This is a genomic window from Amycolatopsis camponoti (genome assembly GCF_902497555.1).
In the GTDB taxonomy this organism is placed as follows: domain Bacteria; phylum Actinomycetota; class Actinomycetes; order Mycobacteriales; family Pseudonocardiaceae; genus Amycolatopsis; species Amycolatopsis camponoti.
On sequence record NZ_CABVGP010000001.1, the window covers coordinates 1173365 to 1193774 of the forward strand.

The 20410-nt window shown below is 72.3% G+C and carries 20 protein-coding genes; 10 read left to right on the forward strand and 10 right to left on the reverse strand.

The features are described from left to right. Positions 1-24 precede the first annotated feature (24 nt). Positions 25-654 (reverse strand): class I SAM-dependent methyltransferase, encoded by a 630-nt coding sequence (locus AA23TX_RS05675; RefSeq protein ID WP_155541521.1) that lies wholly within the window; start codon positions 652-654, stop codon positions 25-27. Positions 655-796: 142 nt separating this feature from the next. Between AA23TX_RS05675 and AA23TX_RS05680 the strand changes: the two genes are divergently transcribed. Together AA23TX_RS05680 and AA23TX_RS05685 are read left to right on the forward strand one after the other, a co-directional pair. Then, positions 797-2773, forward strand: coding sequence for a glycosyl hydrolase family 28-related protein (locus AA23TX_RS05680; protein WP_155541522.1), 1977 nt, complete (start codon positions 797-799; stop codon positions 2771-2773). A gap of 26 nt (positions 2774-2799) precedes the next feature. After that, positions 2800-3267, forward strand: coding sequence for a nitroreductase family deazaflavin-dependent oxidoreductase (locus AA23TX_RS05685; RefSeq protein WP_196425414.1), 468 nt, complete (start codon positions 2800-2802; stop codon positions 3265-3267). Here AA23TX_RS05685 and AA23TX_RS05690 read toward each other — a convergent pair. Beyond that, positions 3257-3790, reverse strand: coding sequence for a GNAT family N-acetyltransferase (locus tag AA23TX_RS05690; protein ID WP_155541524.1), 534 nt, complete (start codon positions 3788-3790; stop codon positions 3257-3259). The genes AA23TX_RS05685 and AA23TX_RS05690 overlap by 11 nt on opposite strands. A gap of 84 nt (positions 3791-3874) precedes the next feature. Here AA23TX_RS05690 and AA23TX_RS05695 point away from each other — a divergent pair, with 84 nt between their 5' ends. After that, complete coding sequence (locus AA23TX_RS05695) at positions 3875-4459, forward strand: YdeI/OmpD-associated family protein (protein ID WP_155541525.1); 585 nt, start codon at positions 3875-3877, stop codon at positions 4457-4459. An 18-nt stretch (positions 4460-4477) separates the two neighbouring features. Next, on the forward strand, positions 4478-5821 hold the full coding sequence (locus AA23TX_RS05700; protein WP_155544276.1) for a pyridoxal phosphate-dependent decarboxylase family protein: 1344 nt from the start codon (positions 4478-4480) through the stop codon (positions 5819-5821). Here the strand turns inward: AA23TX_RS05700 and AA23TX_RS05705 are convergent. Further along, a complete protein-coding gene (locus AA23TX_RS05705; protein WP_155541526.1) occupies positions 5815-6207 on the reverse strand; it encodes a hypothetical protein in 393 nt (130 codons plus the stop codon). The two genes, AA23TX_RS05700 and AA23TX_RS05705, sit on opposite strands and share 7 nt — an antisense overlap. A 156-nt stretch (positions 6208-6363) precedes the next feature. On the opposite strand from AA23TX_RS05705, the gene AA23TX_RS05710 reads away from it, so the two are divergent. Next, on the forward strand, positions 6364-7587 hold the full coding sequence (locus AA23TX_RS05710; RefSeq protein ID WP_439328746.1) for a glycoside hydrolase family 18 protein: 1224 nt from the start codon (positions 6364-6366) through the stop codon (positions 7585-7587). A gap of 51 nt (positions 7588-7638) precedes the next feature. On the opposite strand, the gene AA23TX_RS05715 is transcribed toward AA23TX_RS05710, so the two are convergent. Beyond that, positions 7639-8778: an MFS transporter gene (locus tag AA23TX_RS05715; RefSeq protein WP_155541528.1), complete on the reverse strand. Its 1140-nt coding sequence runs from the start codon at positions 8776-8778 to the stop codon at positions 7639-7641. A 54-nt stretch (positions 8779-8832) separates the two neighbouring features. On the opposite strand from AA23TX_RS05715, the gene AA23TX_RS05720 reads away from it, so the two are divergent. After that, positions 8833-9201, forward strand: a complete 369-nt coding sequence (locus AA23TX_RS05720) for a MerR family transcriptional regulator (RefSeq protein WP_155541529.1) — start codon at positions 8833-8835, stop codon at positions 9199-9201. 19 nt (positions 9202-9220) lie between these two features. Here AA23TX_RS05720 and AA23TX_RS50700 read toward each other — a convergent pair whose 3' ends face one another. Next, positions 9221-9355 (reverse strand): hypothetical protein, encoded by a 135-nt coding sequence (locus AA23TX_RS50700; protein ID WP_277875373.1) that lies wholly within the window; start codon positions 9353-9355, stop codon positions 9221-9223. 211 nt (positions 9356-9566) lie between these two features. On the opposite strand from AA23TX_RS50700, the gene AA23TX_RS05725 reads away from it, so the two are divergent. After that, complete coding sequence (locus tag AA23TX_RS05725; protein WP_155541530.1) at positions 9567-9758, forward strand: hypothetical protein; 192 nt, start codon at positions 9567-9569, stop codon at positions 9756-9758. Between the two features lie 47 nt (positions 9759-9805). On the opposite strand, the gene AA23TX_RS05730 is transcribed toward AA23TX_RS05725, so the two are convergent. Together AA23TX_RS05730 and AA23TX_RS05735 are read right to left on the reverse strand one after the other, a co-directional pair. Beyond that, positions 9806-10762 carry a LuxR C-terminal-related transcriptional regulator gene (locus tag AA23TX_RS05730; protein WP_196425191.1) on the reverse strand — a complete coding sequence of 319 codons (957 nt, stop codon included), beginning with the start codon at positions 10760-10762 and terminating at the stop codon, positions 9806-9808. Positions 10763-10926: 164 nt separating this feature from the next. Next, positions 10927-11349 carry a DUF5709 domain-containing protein gene (locus tag AA23TX_RS05735; protein ID WP_155541532.1) on the reverse strand — a complete coding sequence of 141 codons (423 nt, stop codon included), beginning with the start codon at positions 11347-11349 and terminating at the stop codon, positions 10927-10929. Positions 11350-11446: 97 nt separating this feature from the next. Between AA23TX_RS05735 and AA23TX_RS05740 the strand changes: the two genes are divergently transcribed. Beyond that, positions 11447-12271, forward strand: a complete 825-nt coding sequence (locus tag AA23TX_RS05740; protein WP_155541533.1) for a cyclase family protein — start codon at positions 11447-11449, stop codon at positions 12269-12271. A 39-nt stretch (positions 12272-12310) separates the two neighbouring features. On the opposite strand, the gene AA23TX_RS05745 is transcribed toward AA23TX_RS05740, so the two are convergent. Together AA23TX_RS05745 and AA23TX_RS05750 are read right to left on the reverse strand one after the other, a co-directional pair. After that, positions 12311-14623: a putative bifunctional diguanylate cyclase/phosphodiesterase gene (locus AA23TX_RS05745; RefSeq protein ID WP_155541534.1), complete on the reverse strand. Its 2313-nt coding sequence runs from the start codon at positions 14621-14623 to the stop codon at positions 12311-12313. 336 nt (positions 14624-14959) lie between these two features. Next, the gene (locus AA23TX_RS05750) at positions 14960-15748 is read right to left on the reverse strand and encodes an SDR family NAD(P)-dependent oxidoreductase (protein ID WP_230862356.1); all 789 of its coding nucleotides are present in this window, start codon (positions 15746-15748) and stop codon (positions 14960-14962) included. A gap of 70 nt (positions 15749-15818) precedes the next feature. On the opposite strand from AA23TX_RS05750, the gene AA23TX_RS05755 reads away from it, so the two are divergent. Continuing rightward, complete coding sequence (locus AA23TX_RS05755) at positions 15819-16451, forward strand: TetR/AcrR family transcriptional regulator (protein ID WP_155541535.1); 633 nt, start codon at positions 15819-15821, stop codon at positions 16449-16451. Positions 16452-16875: 424 nt separating this feature from the next. Then, entirely contained in the window at positions 16876-17667 is a 792-nt protein-coding gene (locus AA23TX_RS05760) for a hypothetical protein (protein WP_230862357.1), read from the forward strand. Positions 17668-17670: 3 nt separating this feature from the next. Here the strand turns inward: AA23TX_RS05760 and AA23TX_RS05765 are convergent, their stop codons facing one another. Beyond that, on the reverse strand, positions 17671-20178 hold the full coding sequence (locus tag AA23TX_RS05765; RefSeq protein WP_155541537.1) for a hypothetical protein: 2508 nt from the start codon (positions 20176-20178) through the stop codon (positions 17671-17673). Positions 20179-20410: the final 232 nt, after the last annotated feature.

The window sequence follows — 20410 nt, forward strand, 5'->3', positions numbered from 1 at the left end:
TGAGGGGTTGACGCCACGATCGACTCATGAAGGCTTGCGCGCGGTGAAGTACACGTGCGGCTCGGGTCCGGCCCCGGGGTGATCCGGCACGAACCGGGCCTGGTCCTCGCGGACGATCTCCAGGCCGGTCGCGCGGAGCTTCTCCGCGAGGACCTCGGCGGGGAAGCTGCTCGCGCGGACCGGGTGTCCCATGAAGACGATGTCGACGCCGTCCACGTCGGCGGGCACGGTGGCGAACACGAGCAGGCCACCGGGTTTCAGCCAGTCCGCGAACCGGCCGATCATCGTGTCCTGGTCGGCGCGGGGGAGCTGCAGCATCGAGAAGAACGCCGTGATCGCGTCCCAGGTCCCGGCTTCGAAGGACAGTTCGCGCATGTCGCCCGCCTCGAACCGGGCCGCGGGCACCTGGGCTCGCGCGATCTCGACCATCTTCGGCGCGACGTCGTACCCGGTCACCGGGTGGCCGGCCGCGGTGAGCAGGTCCGCGACCGGGCGGCCGGTCCCCGAGCCGACGTCGAGCACCGCCGCGCCCGCGGGCAGCCGCTCGGCCAGCGCGGTGATCGCGGCTCGCTGCTCGGCGAGGTTCCGGAAGGCGTGTTCGTAGTCCTTGCCGAGCGCGTCGAAGACGTCGGCGGCGGATGCGGGACCGGTCATGGGCCCACTCTGTCAGACGTTCGGTTGCGCAACATCCGTACGGATGTGTGCAATTTCAGAGTAAGTTCTGGCAAAACCTTGTGATCCGGGTGCGTGGCGACCTAATCTTCCGCGGCACTCCACTCGAGAATCGAGGTCCGCGATGGCGCGACGCACCTTCGGAACCGTGCTGGCCGCGGTCGTCACCCTGCTCGCGGTGGCCGTTCCCGCGTCGGCCGCCGGGCGGCCCGTCGTCACGCGGGCCGCGCTCGATCCGGCGCTGGTCGCCGGGCGTGGCGCGAACGTCGGCTTCCTCGAGCAGGAGGCGGAGAACGCGCGCACCGACGGTGTCGTGATCGGCCCGGACCGCTCGGCCTACACGCTCCCGTCCGAAGCCTCCGGCCGCCGGGCGGTGAAGGTGACGCCGGGGCAGTACGTCGAGTTCACGCTGCCCGCCGCCGCGAACGCGATCACCGTCCGCTACAGCGTCCCGGACGCGCCCCGGGGCGGCGGGATCACCGCGCCGCTCGACGTCACCGTGAACGGCGCCCACCGGCAGCGCATGACGCTGACTTCGCAGTACTCCTGGCTGTACAACCAGTACCCGTTCAGCAACGACCCGGATGCGGGCCTGCTGCACCCGGACTGGTGGATCACCGAGTGCTCGTGCGTGCCCGCGGCGACCACGCCCGCGCCGGTCGTCGAAAAGCCGTTCCGCCCCAGCCACTTCTACGACGAGCAGCGGCTCCTGCTCGGCCGCTCCTACCGGGCGGGGGACAAGGTCCGGCTCACCGTCCCGGCCGGAAGCGCCGCCGCGTGGACGGTCCTCGACCTGCTCGACTCCGAACTCGTCGCACCGCCGCGGTTCGTTCCCTTCGCGGCCAACGCGCTGCTCTTCGGCGCCGACCCGACCGGCCGCCGCGACTCGGCCGACGCCCTCGACCGTGCCATCTCCTTCGCCCGGCGCGCTCACCTCGCGGTCTACCTGCCGCCCGGGACGTACCAGGTCAACCGGCACATCGTCGTCGACGACGTCACGATCGAGGGCGCCGGCAGCTGGTACACGATCGTCAAGGGACACGAGGTGGCGCTCGGCACGCCCGACCCCGACGGGTCGGTGCACACCGGCGTCGGCTTCTACGGCAAGCCCGCTTCGGCCGGGGGCAGCCACCACGTCCACCTTTCCGGCTTCGCGATCGAAGGCGACGTCCGCGAACGCGTCGACACCGACCAGGTCAACGCGATCGGCGGCGCGCTCAGCGACTCCACTGTGGACTCGTTGTACCTCCACCACACGAAGGTCGGCCTGTGGTTCGACGGGCCGATGCGCGGCACGAAGATCACGGACAACGTCATCGCCGACCAGGTCGCCGACGGCCTCAACTTCCACACGGGCGTGACGGACTCGGTGGTGGCGAACAACTTCGTCCGCAACACCGGCGACGACGGACTGGCCCTGTGGTCGGAGAAGACCCAGGACGCGCGGAACACGTTCGACCACAACACCGTCCAGACGCCGGTGCTGGCCAACGGGATCGCGCTGTACGGCGGCGTCGACAACACGGTGTCGGGCAACCTGATCGCCGACCCGATCCGCGAAGGCAGCGCGATCCAGGTGGGGTCGCGGTTCGGCGCCGAGCCGTTCGCCGGGACGCTGCGGATCAAGGACAACACGACGGTGCGGGCCGGGACGTTCGAGCTGAACTGGAAGATCGGCCTCGGCGCGATCTGGTTCTACGCGCTGGAGAAGGACATCGCCGCGGACGTCTCGGTGACCGGCGACCACTTCCTCGACACCACCTACAACGCGATCATGCTGGTCAGCGACTTCCCGGTGAAGGACAAGTACTCGATCACCGGGCTGAAGTTCGCCGACCTGCGCGTCGACGGCACCGGAACGTCGGTGCTCAGCGCCCGCTCGGCGGGGTCGGCGTCGTTCCGGAACGTCGAGGCGCGCAACGTCGGCGCGGTGGCCGTGAACAACTGCGGCTCGTTCACCTTCCCGCCGACGGGATCGGAGTTCGCGCTGACGGACCTCGGCGGCAACGGCAGCTGGCTGGCTCCCTGGCTGCTGCCGAACACGATCACCTGCGACGACCGGCCGCCGGTCGTGCCGCCGCCCGCGCCCTCGGGGTGGTGAGCCGCTAGGGTTCGGCCGTGGCTGGGTTGCGCGGGGTGTTCGCCGGTTTCGGCAAGAGCAAGGCGTTCGCGGTGCTCGGGCGGGCGCTCGTGCCCGCCGACCGGGTGCTGCTGCGGATCAGCGGCGGCCGGGTCGGCGTCGGCGCGGCGGTCGGGTTGCGGACGCTGCTGCTCACCACGGTCGGGCGCCGCAGCGGTGCACCCCGGCAGGTGCCGCTCCTGTACGTCGAGCGCGCCGGCGGGTACGTCGTCATCGGCTCCAACTGGGGCGGCGAGGCGCACCCGGCGTGGTCGGGGAACCTGCTGGCCCAGCCGAAGGCGACGGTCGCGATCGGCGGCCGGACCGTCGAGATCGCCGGACGGCTCCTGACCGGTGACGAGCGTCAGGAGATGTGGGACGCCGTCGCGTCGTACTGGCCGGCCTACGACCGCTACGCCGTGCGCGCCGGCGACCGCGAAATCCGCGTCTTCCTGCTGGAGCCGGTCAGCCGATGAGGTCGGTGTGCCGGATCCGGTACACCTGGAGCCGCAGGTTGTAGTACTTCTCCGTCTCGCCGACCCACTGCATGCCGAGCCGCTTCGCGACGGCGATCGCGCGTGTGTTGTTCGGCCGCGCCACGGCGAACAGCTCGTCGGTGTCCTGGGTGAACGCCCACTCGATCAGCGCGGTCGAGGCCTCCGACGCGTAGCCCTGGCCCCAGACACCCGGGCTCAGCTGCCAGCTCAGCTCGAGGTCCTCTTCGAACGGCGGCAGCAGCCGGATGCCGAGGCCGCCGATCACCACGCCGTCCTCCTTGCGCTCGACGGCCCACCGGCCGCGCGGCGGCGGCAGGTTCGGCTGCACCTCGGCCCAGGCCTGCAGGACCGCACGCATCGCGCCGACGTCGCCGACGCGATCCATGGCCGGGGTCAGCCAGTGCGTCACGTCCTCCGCGCCGTAAATCTCGAACGCGGCTTCGGCGTCGTCCACCGTCCAGTCCCGGATCACGAGCCGGTCGGTGCTCAACGGAGTCTCCATACCAGGACGCTACGCCGGGCGGCCCTCGGTTGTTCCCGGTGAAAGTGCTCAGAAGATGAACACTTCACCCCCGACGATGTGGGCATGGAGACTTTGGCAGGCATCGCGGTGGTGGACGTCACGTCGGCCGGGCAGTGGCGGGAGTGGCTGACGTCGTCGGCCGGCACGGCGTCGTCGGTGTGGCTGGTCATCCGGCGCAAGCACAGCAGCGCTCCCGGCGTGCTGGTCCACGAGGCGATGGAGCAGGCGCTGTGCTTCGGCTGGATCGACAGCAAAGCGCTGAAGCGGGACGCGGAAAGCACGTACCTCTGCTTCACCCCGCGGAATCCGAAGAGCACATGGAGCCGGGTGAACCGCGACCGCGTCGAGCGGCTGACCGCGGCGGGGCGGATGACGCCGGCGGGCCAGGCGATGGTCGACCTCGCCCGGCGCACGGGGACCTGGGACGCGCTGGCCGAAGCGCAGGACGGCGTCATCCCGCCGGACCTCGAGCGGGCCTTCGACGCCGTCGCGGCCGGGCACTTCGCGGCGTTCCCGCCGTCGTCGAAGCGGCTCATCCTGGAGTGGATCGCCAAGGCCAGGCGCCAGGAGACGCGGCGGCGGCGCATCGCGACGACCGTCGAGCTGGCCCGGGAAAACGTGCGGGCCGCGCACCCGAAGGCGGCCTAGAGTCGGGCCGTGGACGAACTGCGTGACCTCCTGGCCCGCGCCGCCGAGCTGGCCGCCGACCACCGGGCTTCCCTCGCCGACCGGCCCGTCGCCCGTGCCGTCGACACCGCCGCCCTGAACGCCGCCTTCGGGGGCCCGCTCCCGGACGGCCCGACCCCGCCCGGGGCCGTCCTGGAAGAACTCGCGCGGGCCGCCGAGCCCGGCCTCGTCGCCACCGCCGGCCCGCGGTTCTTCGGCTTCGTCATCGGGGGTGCCCTGCCCGCCGCCACGGCCGCGGACGTGCTGGCCACCGGCTGGGACCAGAACGGCTTCAACGCCGTTCTCTCCCCGGCCGCGGCCGCCGCCGAAGAGGCCGCCGGGACCTGGCTCAAGGAGCTGCTCGGCATCCCCGCCACCGCCTCCGCCGGCTTCGTCACCGGTGGGCAGGCCGCGAACACCGTCGGGCTGGCCGCCGCGCGGCACCACGTCCTCGCCGAGGCCGGGTGGGACGTCGAGCGCGACGGGCTCGCCGGTGCCCCGCGTGTCCGCGTCCTCGCGAGTGAGGAGCGGCACGCCACCGTCGACCGCGCACTGAGGCTGCTCGGGTTCGGCACGCGGGCCGTCGAGCCGGTGAAGGCCGGGCCGCAAGGCGCCATCGACCTCGACGACCTCGCGCGGAAGGCCGGCGACGGCCCCACGATCGTCTGCCTGCAGGCCGGCAACGTGAACACCGGCGCCTGCGACGACCTCAGGGCCGCCCGAGCGGCCGCGGAGAACGCCTGGATCCACGTCGACGGCGCCTTCGGCCTCTGGGCCGCCGCCAACCCGGGGACCGCGGGCCTGCTCGACGGCGTCGAGCTGGCCGACTCCTGGGCCTGCGACGGCCACAAGTGGCTCAACGTCCCCTACGACTCCGGGTTCGTCTTCTGCGCGCGCCCCGAGGTCCACGCCGGGGCGATCGCCTACCGCGCCGCCTACCTGACCGGCGCCGGCGAGGTGTCCGGCATGGGCGACCTGACGCTGGAGTCGTCGCGCCGCGCCCGCGGCTTCGCGGTCTGGGCGGCGCTGCGGGAGCTGGGTCGCGACGGCGTCGCGGAGCTCGTGGACCGCTGTTGCCGGCTGGCGCGCCGCTTCGCGAAAACCCTCGCGGCCGGTGGCGCCGGGATCGCGAACGACGTCGTCCTCAACCAGGTCCTGGTGTCGTTCGGCGACGACGCCCGGACCGACGCGGTCATCGACCGGATTCAGCGCGACGGCACCTGTTGGCTCGGCGGAACCACCTGGCGCGGCCGCCGGTACCTACGGATTTCGGTGTCCAACTGGATGACGACGGAAGCGGACGTCGACCGTTCGGCCGCCGCGATCCTCCGGCTGGCTCAGTAGCCTTCGCGCACCGAAAGGGTGTCCGTCCGCCACGCGATCCGCTTCTCCTTGCCGCGTGGCCAGCTCGACGAAAGCCGCCGCCGGAGGCTGCCGAGCGCACCCAGCCGGACGAGATCCACTCGGGACCCCTGTGCGGCCATTGTGGTCACTTCGGCGGGGGTGAGCGGGACGAAGTCGAAGTACTGCGCGTCTTCGCCGCCGGTCCCGTCGCCGAACTCCGTGAAGATCGCGGCGAACGCCTGCCGGCATTCCGGGCAAACCCGTAGCGCGATGCTGAAGTGGGACTTCTCGACCAGGCGGTGGATTTCACGCAGGCGGGTCGTGCAGAACGCCAGCGCGGTCAGGGCGTCTTCGCCCGAGCAGCGCGCGCAGCCGAACTCGGTCATCGACCGATCATCGCACGCCGTGAATCCGCACCCGGCTCCGGGGGTACCGAGAAACCCTTTGGCCACAACGTTTCGCTCTGGTCCGCAGTGGTCTGGACCTGTTAGTCTCGGCGCGTCCGACCGGCCGGCTCGCCGAAGGAGAATTTCGTGCTCCGCATGAGAAAACGCATCGCCAGCGCCTTCGCCACCGCAGCGCTGGCGCTCGCCGGTGCCGCCGTCGTCGCGCCGCCCGCCGCCGAAGCGGGGCCGTCCGGGGGCGGTCACTCCCAGGACAAGGTGATGGCCTACTTCGCCGACTGGGACGTCTACGCCCGCAACTACCACGTCAAGGACATCGAGACGTCCGGTTCGGCCGCGAAGCTGACCCACCTCAACTACGCGTTCGGCAACGTGACCGGCGGCGGTTGCGCCGTCGGCGACCCGTGGGCCGACCACGACATGCCCTACGACGCCACGATGAGCGTCAGCGGCCAGGCCGACAGCGCCGAGCCCGGCGCGCTGCACGGCAGCTTCAACCAGATCCTCCAGCTGAAGAAGCTGAACCCGAAGCTCAAGGTGCTGTGGTCCTTCGGTGGCTGGACCTGGTCGGCCGGCTTCACCGAGGCGGCCAAGAACCCCGCCGCGTTCGCCGAGTCCTGCTACAACCTCGTCAACGACCCGCGCTGGGCGGGCGTCTTCGACGGCATCGACGTCGACTGGGAGTACCCGAACGCCTGCGGCAACACCTGCGACGAAAGCGGGCCGAAGGCGTTCACGGCGCTGGTCAAGGCGCTGCGGGCGAAGTTCGGGCACCAGCTGGTCACGGCCGCGATCACCGCGGACGGCTCGAAGAACGGCAAGATCGACGCCACCGACTACGCCGGGGCGAGCCGCTACCTCGACTGGTACAACGTGATGACGTACGACTACTTCGTCGCCGGCGGCCAGCCGACCGGACCCACCGCGCCGCACTCCCCGCTGCGCTCCTACGCGGGCATCCCGACCGCCGGGTTCTACGCCGACGCGGCGATCCAGAAGCTGCGCCACCAGGGCGTCCCGTCGTCGAAGATGTTGCTGGGCCTCGGGTTCTACGGCCGCGGCTGGGACGGCGTCACGCAGAAGCAGCCCGGCGGCACGGCGACCGGCCCCGCTCCGGGCACGTACGAAGCGGGCGTCGAGGACTACAAGGTGCTCAAGACGACGTGTCCGGCCAACGGCAAGATCGCCGGTACGGCGTACGCGAAGTGCGGCTCGCAGTGGTGGAGCTACGACACGCCCGAAACGGCGTCGGCGAAGGCCGGCTACGCGAAGTCGCAGGGGCTGGGCGGCGTGTTCGCCTGGGAGCTGTCGGGTGACACCGCGAACGCCGAACTGCTGCGGGCCATCGCCGGCCGCTGCTGAATCCTCGAGCTGGAGGGCCCGGGCGCGAACCCGCCCGGGCCCTTCGTCCATTCAGGACACCACCGGGAACCCGTGCCGCCGGGCGCCGAGCACCACGGCGAGCACCGGGACCAGGAGCACGAGCAGCGTCCAGGGGAAGGCCGCGGGCCCGGCGGCGTCGAGCAGGACACCGCCGGCCACGCCGCCCGCGGCCATCGCCGCGTTCCACAGCGTGACGAGCATGGCCTGCGCGTTGTCGGCCGCGTCGCCGCCCGCGTTCCCGGCCGCGGTCTGCAGGAGCGTGGGGACGCCGCCCCAGCCGAGGCCCCACAGCGCGACGGCGGCGTAGACCAGCACCGGGCTGCCCGCCGCGGTCGCCAGGATCGTCGCGGCCACCGCGACCAGGATCGTGCTGAGGACCGTCAGCGTGGGCAGCGCGCGGTCGATGCGCGTGCCGACGACCCAGATCCCGGCCATCGACGCGACGCCGAACACCAGCAGGACGACGTCCACCGCGTCGCCCATCCCGGCGTGGCCGAGGAACGCGGCGACGTAGGTGTAGAGCACGGTGTGGGCCAGTACGAACACCAGCGTCACGGCCAGCACGGGCAGGACGCCCGGCACGGTGAGCGTGCGCCGGACCGGCACCCGGCCGCCGGCCTGTCCGGGCTGGTCCGGGACCCCCACGGCAATCCAGCCGAGCAGCACGACGGCGATCGCCGACATGGCGCCGAACGCCGAGCGCCAGCCGAACAGGCCGCCGAGGAACGTCCCGGCCGGGATCCCGAGCGACAGGGCCAGGGGAATGCCCGCCATCACGACGGCGATGGCCCGGCCCTGGCGTTCCGGCGGCGCGAGCCGGCGCGCGTACCCGGCCAGCAGCGCCCAGACGACGCCCGCGGCCACTCCGGCGACGAACCGGGCGACCATGGTGAGCGGGTAGGCGGAGGACAGCGCCGTCACGGTGTTGGCGACGGCGAACCCGCCCACGCCGGCCAGCAGCAAGCGTTTGCGGGGCCAGGCCGCGGTGGCCGCGGAGAGGGGGATCGCGGTGAGGGCGGTGCCGAGGGCGTAGACCGTCACGGCCTGGCCGGCCGCCGCCTCACCGACGCCGAGGCCGGCGCTCATGCCGGGCAGCACGCCGGCGGGCAGCGCTTCGGTCAGCACGGTGACGAACGCGGCGGTGGTGAGGGCGAGGAGGGAGCGCGTCATGCCGCTATGCTCGAACCCTCACATACGTGTGAAGGTCTACGTGAGGTGGCGCACATGCGCATCGGGGAGCTGTCCGAACGCACCGGCACGTCCCGCCGGCTGCTCCGGTACTACGAGGAGCAGGGCCTGATCATCGCGTCCCGCGGGGCGAACGGCTACCGCGACTACGATTCCGCGACGGTCGATCGCGTGATCCAGGTGCGCGGGCTCCTCGACGCGGGGCTGCCCACCCGCATCATCAAGCAGATCCTGCCCTGCCTCGACAAGCCCCGCGCGATCTACTTCCCGGACGCGACCCCGGAGATGATCGCGACGCTGGAGGAAGAGCGCGACCGGATGGCGCGCCGGGCGGAGTGCCTGCTGCGCAACCGGGACGCGATTTCCGGGTACCTCGACGCGGTGCGCGAGTACAACCGCGTTTGAGGAGCCGACGGGGGCACGCCTAGCCGGGAGGGTCGTCATCGGGGCGGACGTGGACCCAGTGCAGGGTGTCGGCTTCCGGCCACCAGCCCGCGGGGTCCGGCCGGGGGTGGGCGCCGTCTTCGGCCCACCAGCGTGGAGGTGGCTCGTCGCCCATGCCTCGACGGTAGGAGGGGACGCGCTCGAGCACACCGGTCGAGGGCGGCCATGTCCGGTTCCGGCCGGTTTCGAGCAGACTCCGGCTGGCGCTTGCTGGGCTGCCGGGCCGCCGTGGCCGGTAGCGGACAGTGGCCGAACCCGCCCCTGCCGGTGCACGGCGTCCCGGCCTTAGGTTGGCGGCGGAAGATCACTTCGCGGGAGGGAAGACCATGATCACGCGAGCGTTGACAGGCCTGGCCGCGGCGGCGGTCATCGGCACGCTGGGCGCACCGCTGGCGGCCGCCGCACCCGCAACCGCCGCCGCCGCCGTGGCGAGCGACGGCGGTCCCGCGGTCCGGCCCCCCGGCCAGTGCGTCTGGATCTGGACCGGCGGCCCGCCGCAGTGCAAGAAACTGGAGTAGCACCGCGGGCCGAAGCCGGGCTCTGGTCAACCCACCCGCGCGGTCGCTCAGCCCAGCCAGCCCAGCCGGGTCGCCGCGAAGACCGCCGCCACCCGGTTGTCCGCCTGCAGGGCCTCCAGCAACCCCTGGACGTGCCTGCGGACCGTCCGCTCGCTCACGTCCAGGTGGCGGGCGATCGCGCCGTCCGTCATGCCCGTGGCCAGCAGGTCCAAGACCTTCGCCTGGGTCGTCGTCAGCCCGTGGCGCGGCTGGGACGCCGGGCCGTGCACCGCCACCGCCTGGCTCCAGACCAGCTCGAACAGCATCCGCAACGACGCCACGATCGTCGGGCTTCGGACGAACAGCGCGCCCTCCATGCCGCTCGGGTCGAGGGGGACCAGCGCCGAATGGCGGTCCGCGATCACCATCTTCATCGGCAGCTCCGGCGCCACGCGCATGGTCCAGCCGGCGGCCACGCTCGCGTCGACGACCTCTTTCGCGCCCTCGAACTCCAGCGCCGCGCGCTCGTACACGTTGCGCAAGGCGACCCCGCGCTCGGTCACCGCCTCCGGCAGCCGCATCACCGTGCTCGCGTCCGGCTTGCGCTTGAAGTGGCGCGTCGTGAACGTCAGGAACTCCTCGCGCGCGGACAGGCACAGCTCCAGCGACAGCGAGCCGATGCGCCGCGGGTCGGTCAGCACCTCGACGGCCGCGTTGCCGCCCGAACCGTTCGCCGCCCGGTACACCGCCTGCAGCACGTCGAGCTGCTGGCGCGCGGCGACGATCTGCCGCTGCTGCTCCAGCAGCTGCTGCTGCGCGCCGAGAATGGCGTGGTCGACCGCGCGCACCGGCTCCATCGGCGCGATCACCGGGTCGTCGCGGTAGTCGCGGCGCACGAACCCGCGGTCGAACAGCTCCCGCATCTCCGGGCCCTCGGCCCGCGGGTCGTCCAGCGGTAGCGGCCCGGTGCGCACCATCGCGTCGTACAGCGCGCCGGCGCCGGGTGTCAGCAGCCCTTCGAGCATCGGTGTCCCCTTCCGGCAGCGCGGGCGGGTCCGGCCGGATCCGGACATGACCGCTCTGCCGCCTACCCCACGCGCCGGTCGGGGGAAAGGATTAGGCCGCTCGCGAAATCGGGGCCGGACCCGTCGTGGGGGTGGGTCCGGCCCCGTGGCGGGCGCCGGTCATGTCACCAGCGCCGCGACGGGTCGATCACGTGGACGGCCGCTTCCTCCGCCGACGCCGCGCCGCCGTCGATGCCCGCGTCGGACGCGTACAGCTCCTCGTCGCTGTCCGCGCCGAAGCCCTCGTCCGTCGCCACCAGGCGGCCCGCGCGGACGTCGCCGACCTCGTCGTCGATCAGCTCGCCGTCGGAGTCCTCGCTGTCGCCGAGACCGTCGCCCTCCTCGTCCGAGACGTCCGGTTCCTCGCGGGCCAGCCGGCCTTCCCAGCTCTCGCCTTCGGCGGCCTCGCGCGCGGTGGTGCCCCATTCTTCGGTGCCCCGCGGGCGTTCCGGCGGTGAATAACCCTCCGCCAGCTCGTCGCGGTCGTCCAAAGTGTCTTCGGGGTCCAGGATGCCTTCGTCGGCGTGGTCTTCGATGTCGTCGTCCATGCGTTCATCCTCGCGCAACTCCTTGGCCCCGCGCGGCTCGGGTGATATCACCGTGCAGGCCGCCGTACGGGCGGTGTTCCGGTGAAAGGTGATCCCCATGCCGATGAGACGCAGGGTGCTGGCCGCGGGGCTGGCCGGGGTGTTCGGCGCCGCGCTGTCCGGGCGGACGGCCCAGGCCGCGCAACCGGCGACGCCGCCGGTGCGGCTGGACCAGCTGAACCTGGTCAACCTCTCGCACGTCAACGACCCCGCCACGACCAACGTGTTCCCCGGCGACCCGGCCTTCACGCTGGAAACCATCGCCACGATCCCCGACGACGGCTACTACCTCCAGTTCGTCCGCGAAGGCGAGCACACCGGCACGCACTGGGGCGCGCCCGGCCACTTCAACACCGGTCAGCCGCTGGCCGACGACATGGACCCGGCGGATCTATTCCGGCCCGCGGTGAAGATCGACGTGAGAGCGAAGGCCGCGGCGAACCCCGACTACGGCGTCACCATCGACGACCTCAAGGCGTGGGAGAAGCGCCACGGCCGGATCCCGGACGAGGCCGTCGTCGTGCTCTGGACCGGCTGGGACGCCAAGTGGGGCACCCCGGCCTACCCGAACACGGGCGCGGACGGCGTGCTGCACCAGCCCGGGTTCTCGATCCCGGCGGTCAAGTGGCTGATCGACACGGGACGGCTCGGCCGCCGAGGCGGCACCGGCACCGACACGTTCAGCCCGGACGTCGGCACCGACGAGACGTACACGGTGTCGAAGCTCGTCTACCAGCGGCACCGGATCAGCCTGGAGATCCTGGCGAACCTGAAGGCCCTGCCGACGACCGGGGCGTGGGTGCTGGCGGGCGGCCCGATCAACCGCAAGGGCGCCGGCTCGACGGCGACGATCTTCGGCGTCCTCCCACCCGGCGTGGGCTGAGGAGGTCGTGAGTGAGAAACAGGGTTAGAACACTGTTTCTCACTCACGACCAGCCGCGGCGGGGATCGTCGGCAGGCGCAGTGCCGAAAGCGGCGCGGGGCGGCCGTACAGGTAGCCCTGCGCCGTGGTGCACCCCGCCGCGATGACCAGCGACGCCTGCTCGGCCGTCTCGATCCCCTCCGCGACCACGTCCAGCTCCAGGTCCGCGCACAGCCCGACCAGCGACCGGCACAGCGCCGCGTCCCGCTCGGGCTGGACTCCCGTCGTCAGCGCCCGGTCCAGCTTGATCAGGTCGACCGGCAGCGCGTGCAGGACCGTCAGCGAGCTGTACCCCGCGCCGAAGTCGTCCAGCGCCACCCGCACGCCCAGCTCCTGCAACCGCCGGATCGCCGCCGCTCCCGCCGCCAGGTCCGGCACCGGCACCGTCTCGGTGATCTCGACGACCAGCCGGGACGCCGGCAGCCCGTAGCGTTCCAGCGCGGATCCGACGCTCTGCTCCAGCGCCGCCGCGCCGAGGCGGCTCGCGCACACGTTCACGTGCACCGTCAGGTCCAGCCCGGCCTTGCTGATCTCCCGGCACGCGAGGTCCAGCACCAGCGCGTCCAGTTCGGCGCCGAGGCCGGCGCTTTCGGCCGAGCGGACGAACGTCTCCGGCGACACCACCGTCCCGTCGCGCGTGCTCCAGCGGGCCAGCGCCTCCACCGCCACCGGGACCTCGTCGGCCAGCCGGACGATCGGCTGGAACACCAGGCCGAAGCCTTCCGGGATACCGCCGGAAGCCCGGCGCAGGGCCGACGGGAAGTCCGGCGGGCCGTCCTGCGACGGCCGGTAGACGACGGTCGTGTCCTTGCCCAGCCGCTTGCCCGCGTACATCGACGTGTCCGCGCGGCCCAGCAGCACGTCCGACGTCACCAGCGGCTCGGCCGGGTCCGGCACCACCAGGCCCATGCTCGCGCGGACCGGGACGAGCGTGCCGTGCACCGCGAACGGCCGCCGCAACACGCCCTGGATCCGGTCGGCGACCGCCTGCGGCGCGTCCAGCTCGCCTTCCAGGAGGATCGCGAACTCGTCGCCGCCCAGGCGCGCGACCGTGTCGCCCGCGCGCACGCAGCTCAGCAGCCGCTGGGCGACGGCGTGCAGCAGGACGTCGCCGCCGGCGTGCCCGAACCGGTCGTTGACCTCCTTGAAGTCGTCCAGGTCGACGAAGATCAGCACGAGGGTGCGATCGGTGGACTCCACGGCCCGGTCCAGCCGGTCGGCGAACAGCGCGCGGTTGGCGAGGCCGGTCAGCGGGTCGTGGTAAGCCTGGTGGGTCAGCTGCTGCTGCCCGTCGTAGACCCGGCGCAGCAGCAACCTGTTGTCCAGCAAGGAAAGCAGCTGCCGGGCGAGCACGAGGAACACCACCAGCACGCCGACGAACACCTCGACGCCGTCCGGCCCGGCGCCCGCCAGCAGCTGCGCCGTGATCAGCAGCGCCACCGCCGTCACCGGGACGTACGGCAGGGCCAGCTGCCACCAGTCGACCCCGCCCGGCGAGCCGGCCTCGTCGCGCCGCCGCTGGCCGGGCGTCACCAGCAGGGCGAAGGCGATGAACAGCGGCCCGAGCACGAACCCGCCGTCCGACCACGGCTTCATGCTTTCCGCGCCGATGCTGACCAGGTAGGCGAACACGCTGTCGGACGCGGCCAGCGCGACGATCCCGACCGCGGCCAGCAGCAGGTTCGTGCGGTAGGGCCGGTCCACCCGGTCGAACACGACCAGCAGCACGGCGACGACCACGATCACCAGGTCCGACAACGGGTAGGAGATGGCGACGGCCCAGGTCAGCTTGTCCGGTGCGGTGGCCCGCACCAGCTGCCCGAGCGCCGCGGTCCAGGTGAGGATGAACAGCGAGCCGGTGACGATCAGGCCGTCGAGCACCACCGCGACGCCGAAGTGCGCCGTCCACTGGGCGGGCTGGAAGCGTTCGCGGTCCGGCCGGATCCGCGCCCGCGCCAGGACGAACAGGGCGGCGAGCGCGAACACCGGGAAGCTCAGGTAGCCGACGTCGGCCAGCGACGGCGACGGCAGCCCGCGCCCGTCGACCAGCTGGTACCACGACCAGACGCACTGGCCGAGCGACCAGCCGGCCATGCCGACCGCGACGAGCACGCGCCACCAGCGCTGGTGCCCGCGGACGCGGCGCGCGACCAGGGCGCCGCAGACGACCGCCGCGACCCCGGCGCTCAGCTGCATGGCGTCGTCGATCCACAAGGCGAAGGTGTCGCCCCAGAACGCGAAGCCGTTGACCACGACCAGGGCCACCGTGAGGAAGACGAGCAGGGCCGCGACTGGGTACCGCCGCACTGTCATGGCACCTCACGTGGGTCACCCACCGGTCGGACCGGCAAACACTACACCGCGCGCACGGCGGTACCGGCTCACCGCACCGGTGGCCGGTACCGCCTCATCAGGCGATGTCACGGCGGTGCAGCAGCCAGCTCGCGGGGCGGCGGACCTGCTTGGTCAGCTCGGCCCGGATGCCACGCAGCATGATCGGTCCCTCCGGTCAGGGTTCCGGCGATGACGCTGGCCGAGCGGACGGTGAACGGCCGCCCCGGGCTGGTGGCGGAGCGCGGCGGCGTGATCAGGCGGATCCGGGCGGTGCGGAACCCGGAGAAGCTTCGGCCCCGGCAAGCGGCTCAGCGGTCACGGACCCAGGTCGCCGTCGACCGGCAGGCCGGCGCCGGTGACGAAGCGGGCGGCGTCGGAGGCGAGGAACACGACGGCGCCGGCCAGGTCGGTGACCTCGCCGAGGGCGGGCCGCGGGCCCGTTCCGGTGGGTCCCGGCCCGGGGTAGAGGCAGTTGACGCGCACGTCGTAGCCGAGCTTCCCGGCTTCCATGGCGGCCACCCGGGTCAGCCGGTCGACCGCGGACTTCGTCGCGGAGTAGCCGGCGCCGCCGACGGTCGCGTCGACCGACGCGACGGTGACGACCGCGCCGCCCTTCCCGGCCGGGCCGCCCGGGCGCATCGCGCGGAACGCGTGCTTGACGGCGAGCGCGGTGCCGAGGACGTTGACGTCGAGCATCCGCCGGAGGCCGGCCGGGTCGAGGTCGGCGATCAGGCCGGAGATCTCGACGCCGGCGTTGGCGACCACGATGTCCAGGCCGCCGAGTTCGGCGATGGTTTCGCCGACGGCCCGCTCCCAGCTCGCGTCGTCGGTGACGTCGAGCCGGACGAAGACAGCGGCGGCGCCGGTCTGCTTGAGCGCGTCCGCCGTCGCGCGGCCCTGGTCCTCCCGGACATCGGCGATCACCACCGCGGCCCCGGCTTCGGCCAGCGCCGCGGCCATTTCGGCGCCGAGACCCCCGGCGCCGCCGGTGACCAGCGCCGCGCGCCCGGACAGGTCGTGCCGCCCCATCGACATCTCCTCCTCGAGCCGGTCGGCGCCCAGCATCACCGGGGTCTGGACGGTCGTCAAGAGTATCTTGGACACTCGTCAAGGAAAAGCTGGTCAAGTGCTCGATATGCTGGACCCGGCAACCACGACGTGACGGACGGTGCAGGTGACAGAGGCGAAGGAGCGGACCCGGGACCGGATCTCGCGCCGCGGGGTGGACAAGTTCGCCGACCGGCGGGCCCAGCTCGCCGAGTCGGCGCTGCGGACGCTGGCCGAGCTCGGCTACGCGCGCACCAGCCTGCGGGAGATCGCGCAGAACTCGGCGTTCTCGCACGGCGTGCTGCACTACTACTTCGCCGACAAGGTCGACTTGCTGACCCACTGCGTGCGGCAGTTCGAGGAAGTGTGCGTCACCCGGTACGACGAGCTCGTCGCCCGCGCGCGGACGGCGGCCGAGCTGGAGCGCGACTTCGCGGCGGCGATGGCCGCGACGCTGCGCGCGGACGCCAAGATGCACCGGCTCTGGTACGACCTGCGCAACCAGAGCCTGTTCGAGGAGTCCTTCCGCGCCGACGTGCTCGAGATCGACCGGCGCCGCGAGGAGATGATCCACCACGTCGTCGCGCGCTACGCCGAGCTGGCCGCCGTGCCGGTCGTCGTGCCGCAGGCCGTCGCGTACGCGGTGCTCGACGGCCTCTTCCAGCAGGCGCTGCTCCGGCACCTGGCCGGCGAAGAGGAAGCCGCGGCCGAGCTCGAACGGGCCGTCCCCTCGGTGCTGACGCGCATCGTGGCGGCCTGACTCCCGTCCCGTTCCACTGCCCGCATTCGACTACTTCGACACCTCGTGCGCGAGGGTGGTGCGGCTCTTCGTTATCCGTTGCGGAATCGGTGCGGCCACCAAGAATGCGGCCGCCGGGAAGAGGTTTCCCGTTTCGCGTGACGACAGGTCCGGAAACCGCGGGATAACGATCCGTTTGCCGCCGCATGATCGACTGGACAGCGGCGTCAGGGCTGACGAATATTGATGCCCGTGCGGGAACGGCGAGGGAGGAACGGTGGACCTCAGTGCGGCGGACGTGGTCGGCGAGCTGAAGGTCTTGCGCAAAGGGAGGGGAATTTTCACCACACCGCTCGCGGATCGCGTCGGACCCGCTTTGCGCGCCACATGTGGCATTTTGGAAGATGACGACTCCGTGGAGGTGCGGCGTAAACTCACGGACCGATTGCGCCCGCTCGTCGAGTCGTTGCCGGATGATCTGAAGATCGCGCTGCGGGCCGCGTTCGCATTGGACGAGCGCGCGCGGAAGCCGTTCTACCAGGAACGGGTGCACTGGGCGGCGATCACGCTCGACCGCGACGACCGGACCGTGCGACGGCGGATCGACGAAGGAATCGAGCAGGTCGCCGCAATGGCCGTGGCGGCCGGTCCGCCGGATCTCCGGCCGGGCTATCCGAGCCGGAGTTGGCACACCGAAGAACTGCGCGTCACGCTCGCACTCGACCAGCCGGTGGCCGAGGCGTTCGAATTCCGCCGGGTGGTGGCGGACGCGGACGAAATCGCCGAGCTGGACCTGGCACTGACGCTGACCGCGGCCGGTGAATCCGGCGATTCGGTGCACGAGTCCGATCTCGTCGTCGATGTGTTCCACGGCGGAGTGCTCGCCGGCCGCGCGATGGAGTCGAGTGACCGGATCGGGCTGTCGTTGCGGTTGCCGGGGCCGCTGCGACGCGGTCAACGTCATGACGTCGGACTGCGATTCCGGGCGAACATGCGGGAACCGCATTACATCTGCGTGCCGCGGCACCCGTGCGATCTGTTCGACCTGCACGTCCGGTTCGGCGACCGGGTGCCGGACCGGATCGTGCTGCTGGAGAAGGCGTTCCAGAACGACACGCGCTCACCGCGCGGCGCGGTGCTGGAGACCGACGACGCGGGCGAGGTGCACGTCCGGTTCCGCCACCTCGCGCCCGGCTTCGCGTACGGGATCCGCTGGCAGCCGGCCGGCGCCGGGTGAGCGTCAGTCCCGGGGCCAGATCAGGAGTTCGAGGGCGTGGAGCGCGGACACGAAAGGCTCGGGCAGCCGCACGACCTGCTTGGCGGCCCGGGCCTTGGCGGCCAGCCCGGGGCTGACCCCGGGCGCGGTTTCGGCATCGCGGGCGGCATCGTCGACGAGCCCGGTGGCGCGCCCGAGCGGGCCGCGGCCGCCGAGGGCGAGCGCGAGCCCGAGGTCGAGGCGGGTCTCGAGGGTCTCCGGGTGGGTCCGGCCCAGCATCCGGAGCTGCGGTTCCCGGATGGTCTCGAGCAGCTCGGCCTGACGGTCGAATGCGCGCAGCCGGGCGTGCGCGAGCCCCATGGCGTGGCGGACCCGGTGGTGCAGCCGGTGTTCGTCACCGAGAACCCGGCGGACGGTCCGCTCGGTCTCGGCGAGGGCGGCCAGCGCTTCTCGCGGATGCCCTCGCGCCAGCAGCGCCCGACCGGCGTGGACGGACGCGGTCAGGGTGCGGGCACTCTCGACGCCGTACCGGTGGGCGTAGTCCTTCTCGAGGTCGGCAGCGTCGTGGTGCACGAGGTCGGCGTCGGCTTGGATCAGCTCGGCGTCCGGGCAGTCTTCGATCCCGGCGGCGACGTCCCGTGCTCGCTGATGCTGCCCGTCCTGGAAGAGGTTCCAGGCGTATTCGAGGGTCAGCGCGTCGCTGGCGGAGCCGCTCAGCGCGGGTTCGAGGAGGGCGATGGCTTCCCGGGGGCGGCCGCGGAGACGACGGGCTTTCGCGGCCCGGCACCGTTCTTCGCCGGAGGTGGGGCGGTGGGTGGCCCAGAAGGTCCGGTCGGCTTCGGCGTAGTCGCCTTGGCCGTCCAGGGCTTGGGCGGCGATCACGGCGGCTTCGGGGGAGCCGAGGGCTTGCCGGGCGTGACCGAGGGCTTCGGCATCGAGCCCACAGGCGAGTTCGACCCGGGCCGCGGCGGCGAAGTCCGCGGAGGTCGCTTCGCCGGTCGAGAGGATGGCGGCGTGGATTTCACCGGCGGCGGCGGGATCGCCGTGGGCCTCGTGAGCGGCCGCGAGGGGACGTAGGAGGGCGACCCGGTGGGTGGGGCAGCGGTCGGCGAGCGCGCGGGCGTGGTGAAGCAGGAGGTGACGCCGGGCCGCGGTGTCGTGGGCGGACGGCGGGAGGTCTCCGGTTGGCGGCCGGGGTGGGCTCGAGACCTCTGTGCGGCCGATCCCTACGACAGCCGACGGGTCTTCGGCCGCGCCCGCGCGGTCGGGTGAGGCGCCACTGGCCGGTTCGTGATGCAGGGCGTCTGCCGCCCGGTTCTGCGCCGGCGAACCTTCGCCCACGCGACCGGGCGAGGCACCGTCACCCAGTTCGGAGAGCACCCCTTCCCCCGTCTGCTCCCCGAACCCACCGCCGGTCAGTGCGCCCAGCACCGCCTCCGCCACCCGCTCCGCCGCCGGCTCTCCGAACTCGCCGCCGGCCACCTCCACCGCGAGGCCCTGCAACCGCAGACCCTCGCCCGTCAAAGTCGCGAACCCCAGCGACACCAACTCCTGCACCGCCGCCTCGAACCCGGTGTCGTCCGAAGCCGCCCGCGCCACCGCGAGCGGGATCGGTGCCGGAGCCAGCACCGTGCCCAGCCGCAGCAGCTCGCGTGCCGGGTGGCTCATCCGGACCAGCACCTCCCGGATCGCGTGCGGCGCCGTGTCCGGCTGGGCACCGGCCCGGTGCCTCGCCGTGGCCCGCAGCGTCATCGGATGGCCGTCGCAGCGGGCCACGAAACTCGCGTCCGGCAGCCCGAGCAGCCGCAACCCCTCCTCGAGCGCCAAGCCCGGCACCTCCACCGTCGCCCCCGGCCAGCGGGCGGCTCGGCTCGTCAGCAGCGTGCGGACCCGGTCCGACGGCAGCACCACCCCGTTCAGCACGCCCGGTGGCAGCCCGGCCGGGACGTCGTCGACCAGCAGCAGCACCCGCTCGCCCGCCGCGTCGACGCGGCTCGCGAGCCGCATGCGCAACCGGGCCAGGGCGAGCCCGGACGTGCCCGCCGCCGTCGCGAGGGCCAGGTGGAACTGGGGGAGGAAGTCGTCCGGGTCGAGGTGGCCGAACGGGCCCGTCCGCCACACCCGGCCGGCCAGGCACGCGTACTGCTCGGCCACCGTCGTCTTGCCGATGCCCGCCGGCCCGCGGACCAGGACCGCCCGCCGGGCGACGAGCTCGGCGTGGATGGTCCGCAGCAAAGGGAAACCGGGATTTCCGAAAGCGGCGGCACGCACCCGTTCGACGAGCTCCGGGAGCGATTCTTCCGGGCGGATCGCCAGCACTTTCTCGGTGCCCAGACCGGGCGGAAGATCGGCGAGCAGAACGCGCGAGGCCGCCAGTTCTGCCGCGCCGACTTCGAAATCGTCGAACGGATTACCCCGGAAAACGCGCAGCCCGCCGGCGCGCAGCGCTTTCTCCACCTGATCGGCCGCCGCGGAACACAGGAACACGTCGAACCGGGCGGCGGCCTCCACAGGGGTCCCGGTGGCGTTCAATGGGTGATCATGGCTTCGGTTCCTGACGGTCGGATCGGGTCACGCGCCAAGGATCGGATCGGAACGCGAATTCGCTACCGGACACCCCGGAACGGCAGGATCTGTCCACTATCTGACCCGCCCGCGGGGGACGACCGCCGGGTAACCCCACTGGGCCGTTTCTGATTAACGGACAATATCTGGACAAGAACCACGCCCCTGCAACGTTGCTGGTCAGCGCCTCGATTACTCC

Bases quoted from the DNA above. Each gene is read 5' to 3' on its own strand.
- AA23TX_RS50700 (WP_277875373.1), bottom strand. From the start codon at position 9,355: ATGGGCGACGAGCCACCTCCACGCTGGTGGGCCGAAGACGGCGCCCAC.
- AA23TX_RS05735 (WP_155541532.1), bottom strand. From the start codon at position 11,349: ATGGACGACGACATCGAAGACCACGCCGACGAAGGCATCCTGGACCCC.
- AA23TX_RS05740 (WP_155541533.1), top strand. From the start codon at position 11,447: ATGCCGATGAGACGCAGGGTGCTGGCCGCGGGGCTGGCCGGGGTGTTC.
- AA23TX_RS05710 (WP_439328746.1), top strand. From the start codon at position 6,364: ATGAGAAAACGCATCGCCAGCGCCTTCGCCACCGCAGCGCTGGCGCTC.
- AA23TX_RS05720 (WP_155541529.1), top strand. From the start codon at position 8,833: ATGCGCATCGGGGAGCTGTCCGAACGCACCGGCACGTCCCGCCGGCTG.
- AA23TX_RS05730 (WP_196425191.1), bottom strand. From the start codon at position 10,762: ATGCTCGAAGGGCTGCTGACACCCGGCGCCGGCGCGCTGTACGACGCG.
- AA23TX_RS05705 (WP_155541526.1), bottom strand. From the start codon at position 6,207: ATGACCGAGTTCGGCTGCGCGCGCTGCTCGGGCGAAGACGCCCTGACC.
- AA23TX_RS05715 (WP_155541528.1), bottom strand. From the start codon at position 8,778: ATGACGCGCTCCCTCCTCGCCCTCACCACCGCCGCGTTCGTCACCGTG.
- AA23TX_RS05745 (WP_155541534.1), bottom strand. From the start codon at position 14,623: ATGACAGTGCGGCGGTACCCAGTCGCGGCCCTGCTCGTCTTCCTCACG.
- AA23TX_RS05680 (WP_155541522.1), top strand. From the start codon at position 797: ATGGCGCGACGCACCTTCGGAACCGTGCTGGCCGCGGTCGTCACCCTG.
- AA23TX_RS05695 (WP_155541525.1), top strand. From the start codon at position 3,875: ATGGAGACTTTGGCAGGCATCGCGGTGGTGGACGTCACGTCGGCCGGG.
- AA23TX_RS05725 (WP_155541530.1), top strand. From the start codon at position 9,567: ATGATCACGCGAGCGTTGACAGGCCTGGCCGCGGCGGCGGTCATCGGC.
- AA23TX_RS05675 (WP_155541521.1), bottom strand. From the start codon at position 654: ATGACCGGTCCCGCATCCGCCGCCGACGTCTTCGACGCGCTCGGCAAG.
- AA23TX_RS05690 (WP_155541524.1), bottom strand. From the start codon at position 3,790: ATGGAGACTCCGTTGAGCACCGACCGGCTCGTGATCCGGGACTGGACG.